Source organism: Enterobacter roggenkampii (assembly GCF_001729805.1).
Taxonomy (GTDB): domain Bacteria; phylum Pseudomonadota; class Gammaproteobacteria; order Enterobacterales; family Enterobacteriaceae; genus Enterobacter; species Enterobacter roggenkampii.
The window spans coordinates 3,108,838-3,125,620 of record NZ_CP017184.1 but is presented as its reverse complement, the minus strand read 5'-3'; the positions used below and the strand labels follow the sequence as shown (position 1 = coordinate 3,125,620).

16 protein-coding genes are annotated in these 16,783 nt (G+C 56.0%); 9 read left to right on the top strand and 7 right to left on the bottom strand.

What is annotated here, in order from left to right; translation table 11 throughout:
• Positions 1–46: 46 nt before the first annotated feature.
• The gene (gene fghA / locus BFV67_RS14650; RefSeq protein WP_069598556.1) at positions 47–874 is read right to left on the bottom strand and encodes an S-formylglutathione hydrolase; all 828 of its coding nucleotides are present in this window, start codon (positions 872–874) and stop codon (positions 47–49) included.
• A 138-nt stretch (positions 875–1,012) separates the two neighbouring features.
• On the opposite strand from fghA, the gene BFV67_RS14645 reads away from it, so the two are divergent.
• The 7 genes from BFV67_RS14645 to mglC all read left to right on the top strand — a co-directional run bounded on the left by BFV67_RS14645 (position 1,013) and on the right by mglC (position 9,207).
• Entirely contained in the window at positions 1,013–2,161 is a 1,149-nt protein-coding gene (locus tag BFV67_RS14645) for a YbfB/YjiJ family MFS transporter (protein ID WP_055321900.1), read from the top strand.
• Between the two features lie 102 nt (positions 2,162–2,263).
• The gene (folE, locus tag BFV67_RS14640; RefSeq protein WP_008500927.1) at positions 2,264–2,932 is read left to right on the top strand and encodes a GTP cyclohydrolase I FolE; all 669 of its coding nucleotides are present in this window, start codon (positions 2,264–2,266) and stop codon (positions 2,930–2,932) included.
• A 19-nt stretch (positions 2,933–2,951) separates the two neighbouring features.
• Positions 2,952–4,109, top strand: a complete 1,158-nt coding sequence (gene yeiB, locus BFV67_RS14635) for a DUF418 domain-containing protein YeiB (RefSeq protein WP_069598555.1) — start codon at positions 2,952–2,954, stop codon at positions 4,107–4,109.
• Positions 4,110–4,264: 155 nt separating this feature from the next.
• Entirely contained in the window at positions 4,265–5,287 is a 1,023-nt protein-coding gene (gene galS / locus BFV67_RS14630) for an HTH-type transcriptional regulator GalS (RefSeq protein WP_008500924.1), read from the top strand.
• Between the two features lie 295 nt (positions 5,288–5,582).
• Positions 5,583–6,581, top strand: coding sequence for a galactose/glucose ABC transporter substrate-binding protein MglB (gene mglB / locus BFV67_RS14625; RefSeq protein ID WP_008500923.1), 999 nt, complete (start codon positions 5,583–5,585; stop codon positions 6,579–6,581).
• A gap of 79 nt (positions 6,582–6,660) precedes the next feature.
• Positions 6,661–8,181 (top strand): galactose/methyl galactoside ABC transporter ATP-binding protein MglA, encoded by a 1,521-nt coding sequence (mglA, locus tag BFV67_RS14620; protein WP_008500922.1) that lies wholly within the window; start codon positions 6,661–6,663, stop codon positions 8,179–8,181.
• 15 nt (positions 8,182–8,196) lie between these two features.
• Positions 8,197–9,207, top strand: a complete 1,011-nt coding sequence (gene mglC / locus BFV67_RS14615; protein ID WP_008500921.1) for a galactose/methyl galactoside ABC transporter permease MglC — start codon at positions 8,197–8,199, stop codon at positions 9,205–9,207.
• A gap of 49 nt (positions 9,208–9,256) precedes the next feature.
• Here the strand turns inward: mglC and BFV67_RS14610 are convergent, their stop codons facing one another.
• From BFV67_RS14610 to BFV67_RS14585, 6 genes are all read right to left on the bottom strand, one after another.
• Positions 9,257–10,639, bottom strand: a complete 1,383-nt coding sequence (locus tag BFV67_RS14610; protein ID WP_069598554.1) for a glutamine synthetase family protein — start codon at positions 10,637–10,639, stop codon at positions 9,257–9,259.
• Positions 10,640–10,763: 124 nt separating this feature from the next.
• Positions 10,764–11,480: an outer membrane permeability protein SanA gene (gene sanA, locus BFV67_RS14605; protein WP_008500918.1), complete on the bottom strand. Its 717-nt coding sequence runs from the start codon at positions 11,478–11,480 to the stop codon at positions 10,764–10,766.
• Positions 11,481–11,607: 127 nt separating this feature from the next.
• The gene (gene cdd / locus BFV67_RS14600; protein WP_069598553.1) at positions 11,608–12,492 is read right to left on the bottom strand and encodes a cytidine deaminase; all 885 of its coding nucleotides are present in this window, start codon (positions 12,490–12,492) and stop codon (positions 11,608–11,610) included.
• A 129-nt stretch (positions 12,493–12,621) separates the two neighbouring features.
• A complete protein-coding gene (locus BFV67_RS14595; RefSeq protein ID WP_008500916.1) occupies positions 12,622–13,317 on the bottom strand; it encodes a CidB/LrgB family autolysis modulator in 696 nt (231 codons plus the stop codon).
• Positions 13,314–13,709: a CidA/LrgA family protein gene (locus BFV67_RS14590; protein ID WP_014884558.1), complete on the bottom strand. Its 396-nt coding sequence runs from the start codon at positions 13,707–13,709 to the stop codon at positions 13,314–13,316. Before BFV67_RS14590 ends, BFV67_RS14595 begins: the two co-directional genes overlap by 4 nt.
• A gap of 190 nt (positions 13,710–13,899) precedes the next feature.
• Complete coding sequence (locus BFV67_RS14585) at positions 13,900–14,604, bottom strand: type 1 glutamine amidotransferase (RefSeq protein WP_069598552.1); 705 nt, start codon at positions 14,602–14,604, stop codon at positions 13,900–13,902.
• Between the two features lie 59 nt (positions 14,605–14,663).
• On the opposite strand from BFV67_RS14585, the gene BFV67_RS14580 reads away from it, so the two are divergent.
• A complete protein-coding gene (locus BFV67_RS14580) occupies positions 14,664–15,461 on the top strand; it encodes an AraC family transcriptional regulator (RefSeq protein WP_059362182.1) in 798 nt (265 codons plus the stop codon).
• A 41-nt stretch (positions 15,462–15,502) separates the two neighbouring features.
• Positions 15,503–16,435, top strand: coding sequence for a tRNA dihydrouridine(16) synthase DusC (gene dusC, locus BFV67_RS14575; RefSeq protein WP_021241499.1), 933 nt, complete (start codon positions 15,503–15,505; stop codon positions 16,433–16,435).
• Positions 16,436–16,783: the final 348 nt, after the last annotated feature.

Genomic DNA, 16,783 nt, shown 5'->3' with positions numbered 1-16,783 from the left:
CCGTAGGCCCGGTAAGCGAAGCGCCACCGGGCAAAACAGGCGGTGCTTATGCAAACAAATGCTCCGCATGGAAGCGGAGATGATCCTCAATAAAGGACGCGATGAAATAATAGCTGTGATCGTATCCCGGCTGAATGCGCAGCGTCAGCGGCCAGTCTTTCTGGCGTGCCGCTTCTGCCAGCACCGCAGGCTGCAGCTGTCCGGCGAGGAACTGGTCCGCATCACCCTGATCGATAAGGGTGGGAATGGCTTCTTCAGCTTTGCTGGCCAGCATCAGCGCGCAGCTGTCCCATGCCTGCCATTTTTCCACATCCTCACCCAGATAGTGTGTGAAGGCTTTCTGCCCCCACGGCACCTGCGTTGGGTTCACAATCGGTGCAAATGCCGACACGCTGACGTATTTCCCCGGATTTTTCAGCGCCATGATGAGCGCCCCGTGTCCGCCCATCGAGTGGCCGCTGATCGCGCAGCGCTCGCCAACCGCAAACTGCGACTGCACCAGCGCAGGAAGTTCATCCCGAAGGTAATCATACATGCGGTAGTGGCGCGCCCAGGGCTGCTCGGTCGCATTGAGATAAAACCCGGCGCCTTTGCCCAGGTCGTATCCGGCATCGTCGGCCACATCGTCGCCACGCGGGCTGGTGTCTGGCATCACCAGCGCAATGCCCAGCTCGGCGGCAATACGCTGCGCGCCCGCTTTGGTGGTGAAGTTTTCGTCGTTACAGGTCAGGCCGGAAAGCCAGAACAAAACCGGCGGGTTTTCCGTCGGCGGCAGGAAAATGCTGAACGTCATTGCACAGTTCAGAGAGGTGGAGTCGTGCCGCCAGCGCTGCTGTCGACCTTCAAAACAACGGTGCTCTTCGAGCAGTTCCATGCAGGGCTCCTTAATGAGAATGCGTATTCATAAAACCCATAATACAGCCTTTTCATTGACCTGTGAGTAACTTTCACTTTCGCCAGACGGCGAGATGCTGCATCATAAATTTACTTTTCTTTAACAATTGGAGCGGTCATGGCGCTGCGTATTGCGCTCAGTGGGTTTGTCGTTCTGGTGGTGGCGATGGGGATAGGGCGCTTTGCCTTTACGCCTCAGGTACCGCTGATGATTGCTGCCGGACAGCTTACGCTGACCAGCGCGGGTCTGGTGGCGGCGATGAATTATCTGGGCTATCTGGTGGGGGCGTGGGATGCGATGCGTGCGCACCGCTTCGTTGAAACGCGCCTCTGGCTGGGCATCACCGGCGCGGTGGCGCTGACGCTGCTCTCCGCGGCAGCGGATAACGCCGTCGTGCACGGCCTGCTGCGCTTCGTGATTGGCTGCATGAGCGGCTGGTCGATGGTACTCATTGCCGCCTGGACCAACGAACGGCTGGGGCAGCTGGGTAAACCGGGCCTGAGCGCTGCGGTGTTTGCCGGACCGGGGGCGGGCATTGCCCTGAGCGGGCTGCTCGCCGTCTATATTCAGGCGAAGTCCCTGTCGGCCGGGGCGGCATGGCAAATCTACGGCGTACTGGCGCTGGTGCTGATTGCGCTGGTGGCGCGCTACCTGCCGCGATCCGGGCAGCTCCATCGACCCGGCACCGCGCCGGAGCCGCTGGTGCTGACGGCGGATTTAACGCGTCTGGTCTGGAGCTACAGCCTGGCCGGGTTTGGCTATATCCTTCCGGCGACCTTCCTGTCGCAAATGGCGGCCGTGCGTTTTCCCGGCAGCCTGTTTGCCCAGTTTGTCTGGCCGATTTTTGGTCTCGCCGCCGTGGTGGGGATTGCGCTCAGTATTCTGTTACGCCATACCTCAACGGCTAACCGCAGGCTGGCGATCGTACTGTGGTTACAGGGCGCAGGCGTGCTGGCGGCCTGGCTGTTGCCGGGGATTGGCGGTTTGCTGACGGGTGGGCTGCTGGTGGGCGGCGGCTTTTTGTGTGCCGTGCAGCTCTCTCTTTTATACGGCCGCGAGCTGGCGCCAAACCACACGCGTTATATGGCAGGCCTGCTCACCACCGGGTATGCGATTGGGCAGTTGATTGGTCCGGTCACCTCGGCGTTATCAACCTGGCTTACCCACCGGCTGGAGCCCGCACTGGGGCTGGCGGGCATTGCGCTGTTCGTTGGAGGAGCGCTTGTCTGGAATCGTCACGCTGAAAGGCAACAGCAATCGCAATAATTATCGTCGTGAATACTGGATTATGTGCGCCGCCTCACGCACAATGAACGCATACTTTTGCCACAACGAGGGCAAAAGAGGCCACACCTGCAGGAGAACAAAATGTCATCACTCAGTAAAGAAGCTGCCCTGGTCCATGAAGCCCTGGTTGCGCGCGGTCTTGAAACGCCACTGCGTCCGCCCGTACAGGATTTGGACAATGAAACCCGCAAGCGTCTGATTGCCGGTCACATGACCGACATCATGGAGCTGCTGAATCTCGATCTGAGTGACGACAGTCTGATGGAGACGCCGCACCGCATCGCGAAAATGTACGTCGACGAAATTTTCTCCGGCCTGGATTACGCCAACTTCCCGAAAATCACCGTCATTGAAAACAAGATGAAAGTGGATGAGATGGTAACGGTCCGCGATATCACGCTGACCAGCACCTGCGAACACCATTTCGTGACCATCGACGGTAAAGCGACCGTGGCGTATATCCCCAAAGATACGGTGATTGGTCTGTCGAAGATCAACCGCATCGTGCAGTTCTTCGCTCAGCGTCCGCAGGTGCAGGAGCGCCTGACCCAGCAGATCCTGACCGCGCTGCAAACGCTGCTGGGCACTAATAACGTGGCCGTCTCTATCGACGCGGTTCACTACTGCGTGAAAGCGCGCGGCGTGCGCGATGCCACCAGTGCGACCACCACAACCTCGCTGGGCGGTCTGTTTAAATCGAGCCAGAATACCCGCCAGGAGTTCCTGCGCGCCGTACGTCACCACAACTAAGTCTGACAGGGCAGGGACCATGGAGCGAAACGTCACGCTCGATTTTGTTCGCGGCGTCGCCATTCTCGGTATCCTGCTGCTTAATATCGCCGCCTTCGGTTTGCCGAAGGCGGCGTATCTCAATCCCGCGTGGTATGGCGACATCACCCGCAGTGATGCCTGGACCTGGGCAATCCTCGATCTCTTTGCGCAGGTCAAATTCCTTACGCTCTTCGCCCTGCTGTTTGGCGCAGGCCTGCAGCTTCTCCTCAAACGCGGCACGCGCTGGATCCAGTCGCGCCTGACGCTGCTGGTTATCCTCGGCTTTATCCATGGCCTGTTCTTCTGGGACGGCGATATTCTTCTCGCGTATGGGTTAGTCGGGCTCATCTGCTGGCGCCTCATTCGCGATGCGCACAGCGTTAAAAGCCTGTTCAACACCGGCGTGATGCTCTATGTCATGGGGCTTGGGGTACTGCTGCTGCTGGGGATGATCTCCGGGGAGACGACGAATCGTGCCTGGATCCCGGATGCTGCTAACCTGCAGTACGAACAGTTCTGGAAGCTGAAGGGCGGTACGGAAGCGATAAGCAACCGCGCGGATATGCTGGGGGATAACCTCCTCGCGCTGGGCGCGCAATACGGCTGGCAGCTGGCGGGCATGATGCTGATGGGCGCGTCACTGATGCGCACCGGCTGGCTGAAAGGGGAATTCAGCCTGCGTCACTATCGTCGCACAGGCGCCGGTCTGGTGCTGCTCGGCGTGCTGATTAACCTCCCGGCGGTGATAGCGCAGTGGCATATCCACTGGGATTACCGCTGGTGCGCGTTCCTGCTCCAGGTGCCGCGTGAACTGAGCGCACCGTTCCAGACCATCGGCTACGCGGCGCTGATCTACGGCTTCTGGCCCTCGCTTTCTCGTCTGTGGATGGTCAGCGCTATCGCCTGCGTAGGACGCATGGCGTTAAGCAATTACCTCCTGCAAACGCTGATCTGCACCACGCTTTTCTATCGCTTTGGCCTGTTTATGAAATTCGACCGACTTACGCTGCTGGCGTTTGTTATTCCGGTCTGGGCAGTAAACCTGGCGTTTTCTGTTCTCTGGCTACGCTATTTCCGCCAGGGACCGCTGGAGTGGGTATGGCGTCAGTTAACCGCACGTGCTTCAGGGATATCATTGAAAAATACATCCAGATAACGATCTGGATCACAATCATTAACAAAACGGATGTAAGCGTTTTCATGACTGTGAGCTTCTTCACGTAGTCCCCTTTCTCTCGCTGCCAAAATAGCCACCTTGCTAAACACAGGGGGTGTCTGTGAGTTGCTGCAATCCTTTGAAGGATGGTGAATATGATCACCATTCGTGACGTCGCTCGTCAGGCGGGCGTTTCTGTGGCTACCGTCTCACGCGTGCTGAACAATAGCGCGCTGGTCAGCCCTGAAACCCGAGAAACCGTAATGAAAGCCGTGACCCAGCTCGGGTACCGGCCAAATGCCAATGCCCAGGCGCTTGCGACGCAGGTCAGCGACACCATCGGCGTGGTGGTAATGGATGTCTCGGATGCCTTTTTCGGAGCACTGGTGAAAGCGGTCGATATGGTCGCCCAGCAGCATGAGAAATATGTCCTGATCGGCAATAGCTATCATGAGGCGGAAAAAGAACGCCATGCCATTGAAGTACTGATCCGCCAGCGCTGTAACGCCTTGATTGTTCACTCAAAAGCCTTAAGCGATGAAGAGCTAACCGGATTGATGGAGCAGATCCCGGGCATGGTGCTGATCAACCGCATCGTCCCCGGCTATGCCCACCGCTGCGTCGGGCTGGATAACGTCAGCGGCGCCATGATGGCCACGAAAATGCTCATTAACAACGGGCATCAGCGGATCGGTTATCTGGCCTCCAGCCACGCGATTGAAGATGACGAACTGCGGCGCGAGGGGTGGCAAAACGCCCTGAAAGAGCACGGCATTACGCCATCCGAGAGCTGGGTGGGGACCGGCACGCCGGACATGCAGGGCGGTGAAGCGGCGATGGTGGAGCTGCTGGGCCGCAATCTGCAGCTGTCTGCGGTGTTTGCCTATAACGACAGCATGGCGGCAGGCGCCCTGACGGCGCTGAAGGATAACGGCATTGCGGTGCCACAGCATTTATCACTCATTGGTTTCGATGATATCCCGATTGCCCGTTACACCGACCCGCAGCTGACAACCGTGCGTTACCCGATTGCCTCTATGGCGAAACTGGCGACTGAGCTGGCGTTACAGGGGGCCGCAGGCATGCTGGATCCGGGGGCAACACACTGTTTCATGCCGACTTTAGTGCGCCGCCACTCCGTCGCGGCCCGGCAAATTGTGGTTCCGATCACTAACTGATTACATGTGGTGATGTAACCGTTTTCAATCTGTGAGTAAATTCACAGTATCTTAACAAGGCGCTGACTATGATGTCAGCGTTTTAGGGGCTGAAACGCTATGTAACAGTGATTATTCACTTTCACTATAGCCAATGTGCCGCAAACAACGAATAAAACGCATTTCTGGAGCGTTACCGAACACGGAAGAGAGAAATTTTATAAGTGAACCTCGGCTGTCAGTAACGTTTTATTAACATCTGCCCGCCGCTCGTTATTCACAAGAACTACCCTGCATAAAAAAAACCGGAGATACCATGAATAAGAAGGTGTTGACCCTGTCTGCTGTAATGGCAAGCATGCTTTTTGGTGCAGCAGCGCACGCTGCGGATACCCGTATTGGTGTGACCATCTATAAATACGACGACAACTTCATGTCTGTTGTGCGTAAAGCGATTGAGAAAGATGCGAAAGCAGCGCCAGACGTTCAGCTGCTGATGAACGACTCCCAGAATGACCAGTCCAAACAGAACGACCAGATCGACGTTCTGCTGGCGAAAGGCGTGAAAGCCCTGGCCATCAACCTGGTTGACCCGGCTGCAGCAGGCACGGTTATTGAAAAAGCGCGCGGCCAGAACGTGCCGATCGTCTTCTTCAACAAAGAACCTTCCCGTAAGGCGCTGGATAGCTACGACAAAGCGTATTACGTCGGTACCGACTCCAAAGAGTCCGGTATTATTCAGGGCGATCTGATCGCGAAACACTGGGCGGCGAACCCGAACTGGGACCTGAACAAAGACGGTCAGATTCAGTTCGTGCTGCTGAAAGGCGAACCGGGCCACCCGGATGCTGAAGCGCGTACCACCTACGTTATCAAAGAGCTGAACGACAAGGGCCTGAAAACCCAGCAGCTGGCGTTAGATACCGCGATGTGGGATACCGCTCAGGCGAAAGATAAGATGGACGCGTGGCTGTCCGGCCCTAACGCCAACAAAATCGAAGTGGTTATCGCCAACAACGATGCGATGGCAATGGGTGCGGTAGAAGCGCTGAAAGCACACAACAAATCCTCTATCCCGGTATTCGGCGTAGATGCGCTGCCAGAAGCGCTGGCGCTGGTTAAATCCGGTGCGATGGCCGGTACCGTGCTGAACGATGCCAACAACCAGGCGAAAGCCACCTTCGATCTGGCGAAAAACCTGGCCGATGGCAAAGGTGCGGCAGATGGCACCAACTGGAAAATTGACAACAAAATCGTTCGCGTACCTTACGTGGGCGTAGACCAGTCCAACCTGGCTGAGTTTATCGGTAAATAAAAGAGTTAACTTGTCTTCACTGGGCGCAACGAGTTGCGCCCTTTTATAACGCGATATGCGAGGCCAACAAGGTATAATTATGGTCAGCACAACAACTCAGTCATCCGGTGAATACCTGTTGGAAATGAGCGGTATCAACAAGTCATTTCCCGGCGTTAAGGCACTCGATAATGTTAATTTAAAAGTGCGTCCTCACTCTATTCATGCCTTAATGGGGGAGAACGGTGCGGGTAAATCAACATTATTAAAATGTCTTTTTGGGATCTATCAAAAAGATTCTGGCAGCATTCTTTTTCAGGGGAAAGAGATCGATTTCCATTCAGCGAAAGAAGCACTGGAAAACGGTATCTCGATGGTTCACCAGGAATTAAACCTGGTGCTGCAGCGTTCAGTCATGGATAACATGTGGTTGGGGCGTTATCCCACCAAAGGTGTTTTTGTCGATCAGGACAAAATGTATCGCGACACCAAGGCAATTTTCGACGAGCTGGATATTGATATCGATCCGCGCGCCCGCGTGGGAACATTATCCGTCTCCCAGATGCAGATGATCGAAATTGCCAAAGCGTTCTCCTATGATGCGAAAATTGTCATCATGGACGAACCGACATCCTCATTAACGGAAAAAGAGGTTAACCACCTTTTTACCATTATTCGTAAGCTGAAAGATCGCGGCTGCGGCATTGTGTACATCTCCCACAAAATGGAAGAGATCTTCCAGCTGTGCGATGAGATCACCATCCTGCGCGACGGCCAGTGGATCGCCACGCAGCCGCTGGAAGGGCTGGACATGGACAAGATCATCGCCATGATGGTCGGCCGTTCCCTGAACCAGCGCTTCCCGGACAAAGAGAACAAGCCGGGCGAAGTGATCCTGGAAGTGCGCAACCTGACCTCGTTACGTCAGCCGTCTATCCGCGATGTCTCCTTCGACCTGCACAAGGGTGAAATCCTGGGGATTGCCGGCCTGGTGGGGGCAAAGCGCACCGACATCGTGGAAACCCTGTTTGGCATTCGTGAGAAAGCCGAAGGCACCATTACGCTGCACGGTAAGAAAATCAATAACCACAACGCCAACGAAGCCATTAATAATGGTTTTGCGCTGGTGACGGAAGAGCGTCGTTCGACCGGTATTTATGCTTATCTGGATATTAACTTTAACTCGTTAATTTCTAACATTCGCAATTACAAAAACAAAGTCGGGCTGTTGGATAACTCCCGCATGAAGAGCGATACCCAATGGGTGATTGACTCCATGCGCGTGAAAACGCCAGGCCACCGCACCCAGATTGGTTCGTTGTCAGGCGGTAACCAGCAGAAAGTGATTATTGGCCGTTGGTTATTAACGCAGCCAGAAATTCTGATGCTGGATGAGCCGACCCGCGGTATTGACGTCGGCGCGAAGTTTGAAATTTATCAGCTGATTGCCGAGCTGGCGAAAAAGAATAAAGGGATCATTATCATTTCTTCCGAAATGCCGGAACTGTTAGGGATCACGGACCGTATTCTGGTTATGAGCAATGGTCTCGTCGCCGGTATTGTTGACACCAAAACGACAACGCAAAATGAAATTTTGCGTCTTGCGTCTTTGCACCTTTAAGATCAGGGGCTCCTCATGAGTGCGTTAAATAAAAAAAGTTTTCTCACTTACCTGAAAGAAGGCGGTATTTACGTTGTTCTTTTAGTATTGCTGGCAATCATCATTTTCCAGGACCCTACGTTCTTAAGCCTGCTGAACCTGAGTAACATTCTGACCCAGTCCTCCGTGCGTATTATCATTGCGCTGGGCGTGGCGGGCCTGATCGTGACCCAGGGGACGGACCTTTCTGCAGGTCGCCAGGTAGGTCTGGCGGCGGTTATCGCGGCAACCCTGCTGCAGTCGATGGAAAACGCCAACAAGGTCTTCCCGGAAATGGCCACCATGCCGATTTTCGTGGTGATCCTGATTGTCTGCGCCATCGGTGCGGTGATTGGTCTGATCAACGGTATTATCATCGCCTACCTGAACGTGACGCCATTCATCACCACCCTGGGTACGATGATCATCGTTTACGGTATCAACTCCCTGTACTACGACTTCGTCGGTGCTTCGCCCATCTCGGGCTTTGACAGCGGCTTCTCGACCTTTACGCAAGGGTTTATCGCGCTGGGCAGCTTCCGCCTGTCGTATATCACCTTCTATGCGCTGATTGCGGTCGCCTTCGTATGGATCCTGTGGAACAAAACGCGCTTTGGCAAAAACATCTTCGCTATCGGCGGTAACCCGGAAGCGGCGAAAGTCTCCGGCGTAAACGTTGCCCTGAACCTGCTCATCATCTATGCCCTGTCCGGGGTGTTCTACGCCTTCGGCGGGATGCTGGAAGCGGGCCGTATCGGCTCTGCAACGAACAACCTTGGCTTCATGTACGAACTGGATGCGATTGCAGCCTGCGTGGTGGGCGGCGTCTCCTTCAGCGGCGGTGTGGGGACGGTGCTCGGCGTGGTGACCGGTGTGATCATCTTCACCGTCATCAACTACGGATTGACCTACATCGGCGTGAACCCGTACTGGCAGTACATCATCAAGGGCGCCATCATTATCTTCGCGGTTGCGCTGGATTCACTGAAGTACGCCCGTAAGAAGTAATCGTCACTCGCCATACCCGGCCCGCTCACCGAGCGGGCTTTTTTATGCCCTATGCCAGATGGGACTCCTCCTGCGTCACAATCCGCTCAAACCAGTCGAGTTCAGAAAGCTTGCAGGCGACCCACTGTTCGGAAAAGGCGTCGCCCAGGCTGTCGGTGAGATACTGACAGCGGGCAAAGGCCTCAATCGCCTCCTGCTGGAACAGCGGCAGTTCGGGTTGGTCGTGCTCAGGGAGATCCCCCTCGTCGATATGTTCCAGCCCGTACAGCATGCCTGTCAGGATAGTGGCTATGACCAGATACGGATTCGCATCGGCCCCGGCCAGCCGGTACTCGATACGACGGTTGCTCTCATCCGAGCAGGGAATACGCAAGGCGGCGGAGCGGGTGTTATAGCCCCAGGAGTTAAAGACGGGTTCCGTCAGGTTTTTACGCAGGCGACGAAACGCGTTGACCCCCGGCGCAAGAATGGCGACGGAGGCGGGCATCAGCGCCAGCTGGCCCGCGATGCACAAGCGCATCATGCTGCTCAGCGCGTTCACCGGCGAGGCAAAAACGTTTTCGCCACGGCTATCGTTCAGGCTGAAATGGATGTGCAAACCGCTGCCGGAAAGCTCGCTGAACGGCTTAGCCATAAAGTTGGCCTGAAGACCGTGCTTTTCAGCGACATAGCGGGTCAGGCGGCGCAGGGCCAGCACGTTATCACAAACCTCTACGACGCGCTGGCTGTGCTTCAGGTTTAATTCGTACTGTCCGGACTCGGCTTCCGCTACCACCCCTGACAGCGGTATGCGCTGAAGGTGCGCCAGCTGTTCCAGCTCGTCAAACAGCGCCGCATGCGCCGACGAGGTATCCATGTGAAAACAGCCCTGATTTTGCGGATCGCGTTCGCCCTGTCCCGTCAGGTAAAACTCGATTTCCGGGGCAATCACCGGGAAAAGGCCGTGCTGGTGGAAGCGGGCCACGACGTTCTGCAGTATCGCGCGCGGCTCAAGCGGGCAGGGGTTACCGTCGCTGTCTTTCATCGTCAGCAGGATCTGCGCGGTGTGCTCCGGATCCTGCGGACAGGGGCGCAGAGAACCGGCGACCGGGACGCACAGCCGGTCGGGTTCATCATAAAGCGGGGCGGCGATGTTTCCCTTCTGGTCCATTGAGTAGACGGAAAGCGGAAAATAACAGCCTTTTTCCAGGCTCAGCATGCTCTCCACCGAGAGGCGCTTGCCGCGCATCGTGCCGTTGATATCGTTCAGGTAAACGTCAACATGTTTCGTTTGCGGGTAACGTTCCAGATAATCGGCCACTTCCACGGCAACGTTGTGCTGCAGGGCGTCAATTTTTTCATCCAGCCAGAGGCCAGAATTAAGTGCGCCAGGGAGTGATAAGCCGGGAAAGTTAAAGTACGGGCGGAGACTTTTGAGGAAAAACGCATTCATTATCGAGTTCATAGTCATTCTTCAATGAAGCCGTAGCGGCAGTGAACTCAGCTTAAAAGAGCCGACGTAAAGGGGAGATAAAAAGCGTCAGGCCCGGCGTAAAGAAAGTATAAAGGCGGCTCTGTTATTTCTCTTTTTTCTGCATATCCAGCAGCTGCTCGGGCGTGACGGCCGGATAACCCTGCGCGTCTTCCGGCACTTCGTGCATCGCCGGAATCGGCACCAGCGGGCCTAAAAAGCGCGGTTCGCGCTTAAAGATATACAGATCGGCCAGGGCACCAAAGCGGGCGCCGAACTCGCGGACGCGCACGCTCAGCATATCTTTTGGCGACGGCACCGCGTAGCACTGCGCCTGAATGCCCATGTGCAGGGCGATAAACAGCGCGCGCTCGCAGTGGAAGCGCTGGGTGATGATGATGAAGTCGTTGGTGTCGAAGACCTTGCGCGTGCGGACGATGGAGTCCAGGGTGCGGAAGCCCGCGTAGTCGAGCACGATATCGGCAGGATCCACGCCCGCGGCAATCAGGTCCTTACGCATCGTCACCGGTTCGTTATAGCTTTGCAGGGCGTTATCGCCGCTCAGCAGAAGGTAGTTCACCTTGCCGCTGTTGTAGGCGTTCAGCGCGCCCTGAATGCGGTAACGGTAATACTGGTTGATGACGCCGGTGCGGTAATACTTGGCGGTGCCGAGCACTACCCCAACCTGACGATAGGGCAGGTCCTGCAGGTCGTCAAAGATATAGGGGGCGGTTTTCCAGCTCATCCACCGGTCGAGGCCGAGCACGATCAACAGCAGTATGCCGACCAGGACAGACAGGCTGTAAAAAACGCGCTTTAACATGCAGATGGCTCGTACCGAAGGTGAAATTTAACTCAGGCTACTTTACCCGCCTGGTTAGCGCAAGAAACAGCGACTCAACTGAGGGGTTTTTCAACAAACTGGCGGGCATTTCTGCCCGCCGGAAGGGTTACGCCAGCAGCACGCGGTCGATCGTCGTACAGCCCAGCGCTTTAAGCGTTGCGGCAGTGGCATCCCACTGAATCAGCGGCGCATCAGCAATTTCTGCCAGAATGGCGCGCTGAATGTCCGGATAGTCATAGCCGTTCAGGTTCAGCAGGTTAAGTGCGCCCTGCAGCGGCGGCAGCGTTGGGTTAAACGCGGCGTTTTCTGCATAGCTGCCGGTGAAGATTCGGCCATCGCGACACTGCAGCGCCACGCCGCTCGGGGACGTGCTGTACGGCGTGTGGCTCTTGTTGGCGGCGGTAATCGCCGCCTGGCTCAGGTCATCGCCGGACAGGGCGAAACCGTGGTCCTGCTCGTCCATCAGCAGGGTTTTGATCTCCAGATCTTTCGGGCCAAACGCGTCCGGCAGGTAATCCGCCAGCGTGTGCGGCGCGCGGCCCGGCAGGTTGATGCGCAGCTGCAGCCCGCTGTTCAGCTCGTTCATAAACTGACGGCAGTGGCCGCAGGGGGTGTAGTTCACGGTAATGGCGCTCAGCGCTTTTTCACCGCGCAGCCAGGCGTGGCTGATGGCGCTCTGCTCGGCGTGAACGGTTTGCTGCATGGTTGCGCCCAGGAACTCCATATTGCCGCCGAAGTACCAGGTGCCGCTGACGCCGCGCGCAATGGCCCCGACGTTGAAGTGGGAGAGATCGGCCCGCGCGCAGGCGGCAGCCAGAGGAAGCAGTGCGAAAGCCAGCGCGTCTTCGTCCAGTCCCGTTGCCTGTTTCAGCATCGTGACCTGCTCCGGGGTCAGCAGGGCGGGGAAGTGCGCATCTGCCAGAACGGGAGTAAGGGCTGACTGCAAATTCTCTGCAAGCTGGGCGAAAGCAGCTTGAAAACGTGGGTGCATGGCGTTTGCCTCATAAAGGTTAATGGATCGGTAGTTTACGGAGCCGTCAGGGCTTTATATGTGATCCACTTCTCATTATGTATGCAACTTATGAAATCAAAATGAAATTTGCGCGACGCATCGCAAATTTTAGCCCATCACTGCCAGAATCAGCGGGAAAATGAACGGGGCCAGCAGGGAGGTAATAATCCCGCAGATCACCAGCGCCAGGGAGCTAAACGCCCCTTCCTGATAATCCAGCTCCGCGCAGCGGGCAGTGCCCAGCGCGTGCGAGGCGGTGCCCATCGACAGCCCCCGTGCCGCCTTAGTATGAATACGCATCGCGTTCAGCAGGGTGTGGCCAAACACCGCGCCGAGAATACCGACGAAAATGACGCACATCGCGCTGATGGCCGGAATGCCGCCGAGGCTGCCCCCAACCGCCATCGCGATAGGCGTGGTCACCGATTTAGGCAGGATTGACGCCGCAATCTGTGGGGAAGCGCCCATCAGCAGCGCCACCGACGTGCCGGTGATCATCGCCACCAGGCTACCCACAAAACAGATGGTAATGATGGATTTCCAGCGGGCGCGGATCTGGTGCAGCTGCTCATATAAAGGGAACGCCAGCGCCACGACGGCGGGCTGCAGCAGGTCGTTTAAGATTTTGCTGCCGGCAAAGTAGCGTTCGTAAGGAATGCCGGTGAGCAGCAGGAACGGAATTATCACCACCATCGCCACCAGCAGGGGGTTCAGCAAGGGCATTTTGAAACGCGCGGCAAGCTTACGTGCGGCGAAAAAGACTGCAAGGGTGAGCGGCAGGGACCACCAGATATTGTCCATCATTTTTTTGTTTTCTCCCCAATCACGTTACGTTCGCCATGCACCAGATGTGAACTCCAGCTCACCACCAGGAAAACCACCAGCGTACTCACCGCGCAGGAAACAACAATCGGGCCGAACTGGGCTTTGAGCAAATCAAAATACTGCATGACCCCGACGCCGATAGGCACGAAAAGCAGCGCCATATAGCGAATGAGGACGAAGCAGCCGGGATTGACCCACTTTGCAGGCAGGATTTGCAGCGCCAGCAACACGAAGAGGATCAGCATGCCGATAATGCTGCCGGGAATGGTGATGGGCAGCAGCGACGCGATGAAAATCCCGGCATACAGGCAGGCGTAAATCAGGACGAATGCGCGCAGATATTGCCAGATAATGTTCAATGATTTGCTCATGGTGATAGTCCTTGCTGAAACGCATTCATCATACAATTAAACCTAAAAATGTGCCACGGATCACATCATGAATTTTGAGCATACCAGACATTCCGGAATGGAACGTCCGGTATCACCTTACTGGTGCAGGCTAGAGTTTAGAGGAAAGGGGTTGCGCTGGCGAAGTAACGCGCCAGAGAAGGCATCAGCGTCAGGCGGTCAGCTTATCGAGAAAAGAAAACAGCACCTGGTTCATTTCGCGATAATCATGCGAACGGAGTTTTTCCGCCGTTTCGACAAAACGGAATTCACCCGCGCGGCGAAGGTCATTCTGCGAATGCTCAATCAGCAACTCTACCACCTCCGGCGTTAGCTCCATATGGCACTGGAAACCGTAAACCCGTTCGCTGTATTGCACGATCTGGCGGGGACAGCCCTCGCTGTAAGCCAGAACCTTAGCCTGCGGCGTCAACCCAGGCATGTCGTTATGCCAGTGACCGACGTTCAGCACGCTGCCAAAGTCTTCAAACAGCGGGTTCGCCTTGCCTGCATCTGTGAGCCTGACGGGAAATTTGCCGATCTCTTTTTCCGGGCTGTGGCAAAACGCGGCGCCCAGCGCTTCGCCGATAAGCTGTGAGCCCAGACAAACGCCTATCACCGTTTTACCTGCCTCTATCGCGCGGCTGATGAGTGCCTTTTCCGCCTGCGCATCAAACCAGGGGCATTCCTCACGCGTGGTGGCGGGGGACTGCGGGCCTCCCATGATGATAAGCAGGTCTGTGTGCCCCAGTTCCTCAGGTAATGAATCGCCCTGATACACTCTGGTGTAGCTCAGACTGCAGCCGCGACTTTTCCCCCAGATTTCATAGGCGCCTGGCGCCTCGAAATGTTCATGAATAATAAAATGGATGTGCATTGCGTCTCTCTCCGGTTACGTGTACAAGCAGCATCATAAGAGGAAGGGGGGAATGTGAAATGCCAACCGTTATCGATAAAACGCCAATTCACGACGATGCCATCGGATGGTCAAGAGGGGCAATTCGCTATACGCGCGGCGAAGTCGATCCGCCTCACCAGCATTCGCAGGGACAACTTTTGTTTGCCATCAAAGGAGTCATGCTGGTCGAAACCGGCAGCAAACGCTGGGTCATACCGCCGCAGCGCGCGCTGTGGATCCCTCCCTTTCAGGAACACACCTACAGCGTGCTATCCACAACGGAGCTCCGCGCGGTCTGGTTTAGCCCGACGCTGATATCGCAATGCGAGCCTTTTAAGCGGAAAGACGAGGTTCACGTGATTATGGCCACAGCGTTGTTCAAAGAGCTGATTGCCGGGCTGTTCAGCGCGGAATACCGCCCGGCAAGCCAGCGCAGCATGGCCGTTTTGCTGCTCGATATCCTCAGCGAGACGCAGCAGATTTCGGCCGAACTGCCGATGCCCGTGGATGAGCGCTTACATCGCGTGGCCTGTGACCTCATTGCCAACAATCTCTGGGATCTCTCTCTGGAAAGGCTGGCGGAACGGGCCGCGATGTCAGAACGCACATTTTCACGTGCGTTTATCAACGATACCGGCTTTAGCTTCCGGGCCTGGCGACAGCGCGCAAGGATTTGTGCCTCGCTGGATCTCCTCGCCAACGGATACCCGGTTAAGCAGGTGGCCTGGATGCTGGGGTTTTCCGGCCCGGCGGCATTTGCGGCGGCGTTTCGCGCCATTGTTGGGGCAACGCCGGGTGACTTTCTGCCTGAACAGAAGCGCTTCCCAGCGATATAGAGAGCGGCTACTATAGCGCGTCTTTTTTCACAGGTACTGCTATGCGTGTTTTACTGGCCCCAATGGAAGGCGTGCTCGACTCCCTCGTGCGCGAGCTTCTGACCGAGGTGAACGACTACGATCTCTGCGTGACGGAGTTTTTGCGCGTGGTCGATATGCTGTTGCCGGTAAAATCCTTCTTCCGGCTTTGCCCCGAGCTGCACAACCAGAGCCGGACCTCTTCCGGCACGCTGGTGCGGATTCAGCTCCTCGGCCAGTATCCGGAATGGCTGGCGGAAAACGCCGCCCGCGCGGTTGAGCTGGGCTCTTACGGGGTGGATCTCAACTGCGGCTGTCCGTCGAAGCTGGTGAACGGCAGCGGCGGCGGGGCGACGTTGCTGAAAGATCCTGAGCTGATTTACCGCGGCGCGAAAGCCATGCGCGAGGCCGTGCCCGCGCATTTGCCGGTGACGGTAAAGGTGCGGCTGGGATGGGACAGCGATGCCCGACAGTTCGAGATCGCCGATGCGGTGCAGCAGGCCGGGGCCACCGAGCTGGTGGTGCATGGCCGCACTAAAGAAGATGGCTACAAAGCCGATCGCATAAACTGGCAGGCGATCGGTGAGATCCGCAAACGCCTCTCCATTCCGGTGATCGCCAACGGCGAAATATGGGATTACGAGAGCGCGCAGGCCTGTCTGCAGGCCACCGGCTGCGATGCGGTAATGATCGGCCGCGGCGCGCTGAATGTGCCCAACCTCAGCCGGGTGGTGAAATATAACGAACCGCGTATGCCCTGGGCAGATGTCGTCACGTTGCTGCAAAAATACAGCCGTCTGGAAAAGCAGGGCGACACCGGTTTGTATCACGTCGCGCGTATTAAGCAGTGGCTGAGTTATTTACGCAAAGAGTACGAGGAAGCGCTGGAATTATTTCAGGAGATTCGTACTTTACAGACGTCGGCTGATATTGCGCGGGTGATTCAGGCCAAATAATAAGCGTTAAATTGCTCACACTTTTTTAAAACAGAAAACAGTTCAGGTTTTCAACGTGGCGCGACGGTGTTAAGGTGCCACTGTTTTCAACGCAGGATTGTGACTGGTTAACAGGCAAAACCTAAGCGTTCCACAGCATTTTCGCTGTGGGGCGCTTAGGTTTTTTTTTGCCTGTCATTTACGCAGGAGAGATATTTGGCTTAGCGCTTTTTAATGATTTTTAAAAAAAGAAATAGCGACAGGAAATAGAAAAATTTCCTGCGGCCGGTTACGCACTCAATACTCAATCACAGGTTGTTATCATGGCATATAAAAATAAACTCTATGCGTTCGCCTTATTGGCGATAT

Coding starts and splice junctions, on each gene's coding strand:
- fghA (WP_069598556.1), bottom strand. CDS start 874: ATGGAACTGCTCGAAGAGCACCGTTGTTTTGAAGGTCGACAGCAGCGC.
- BFV67_RS14645 (WP_055321900.1), top strand. CDS start 1,013: ATGGCGCTGCGTATTGCGCTCAGTGGGTTTGTCGTTCTGGTGGTGGCG.
- folE (WP_008500927.1), top strand. CDS start 2,264: ATGTCATCACTCAGTAAAGAAGCTGCCCTGGTCCATGAAGCCCTGGTT.
- yeiB (WP_069598555.1), top strand. CDS start 2,952: ATGGAGCGAAACGTCACGCTCGATTTTGTTCGCGGCGTCGCCATTCTC.
- galS (WP_008500924.1), top strand. CDS start 4,265: ATGATCACCATTCGTGACGTCGCTCGTCAGGCGGGCGTTTCTGTGGCT.
- mglB (WP_008500923.1), top strand. CDS start 5,583: ATGAATAAGAAGGTGTTGACCCTGTCTGCTGTAATGGCAAGCATGCTT.
- mglA (WP_008500922.1), top strand. CDS start 6,661: ATGGTCAGCACAACAACTCAGTCATCCGGTGAATACCTGTTGGAAATG.
- mglC (WP_008500921.1), top strand. CDS start 8,197: ATGAGTGCGTTAAATAAAAAAAGTTTTCTCACTTACCTGAAAGAAGGC.
- BFV67_RS14610 (WP_069598554.1), bottom strand. CDS start 10,639: ATGAATGCGTTTTTCCTCAAAAGTCTCCGCCCGTACTTTAACTTTCCC.
- sanA (WP_008500918.1), bottom strand. CDS start 11,480: ATGTTAAAGCGCGTTTTTTACAGCCTGTCTGTCCTGGTCGGCATACTG.
- cdd (WP_069598553.1), bottom strand. CDS start 12,492: ATGCACCCACGTTTTCAAGCTGCTTTCGCCCAGCTTGCAGAGAATTTG.
- BFV67_RS14595 (WP_008500916.1), bottom strand. CDS start 13,317: ATGATGGACAATATCTGGTGGTCCCTGCCGCTCACCCTTGCAGTCTTT.
- BFV67_RS14590 (WP_014884558.1), bottom strand. CDS start 13,709: ATGAGCAAATCATTGAACATTATCTGGCAATATCTGCGCGCATTCGTC.
- BFV67_RS14585 (WP_069598552.1), bottom strand. CDS start 14,604: ATGCACATCCATTTTATTATTCATGAACATTTCGAGGCGCCAGGCGCC.
- BFV67_RS14580 (WP_059362182.1), top strand. CDS start 14,664: ATGCCAACCGTTATCGATAAAACGCCAATTCACGACGATGCCATCGGA.
- dusC (WP_021241499.1), top strand. CDS start 15,503: ATGCGTGTTTTACTGGCCCCAATGGAAGGCGTGCTCGACTCCCTCGTG.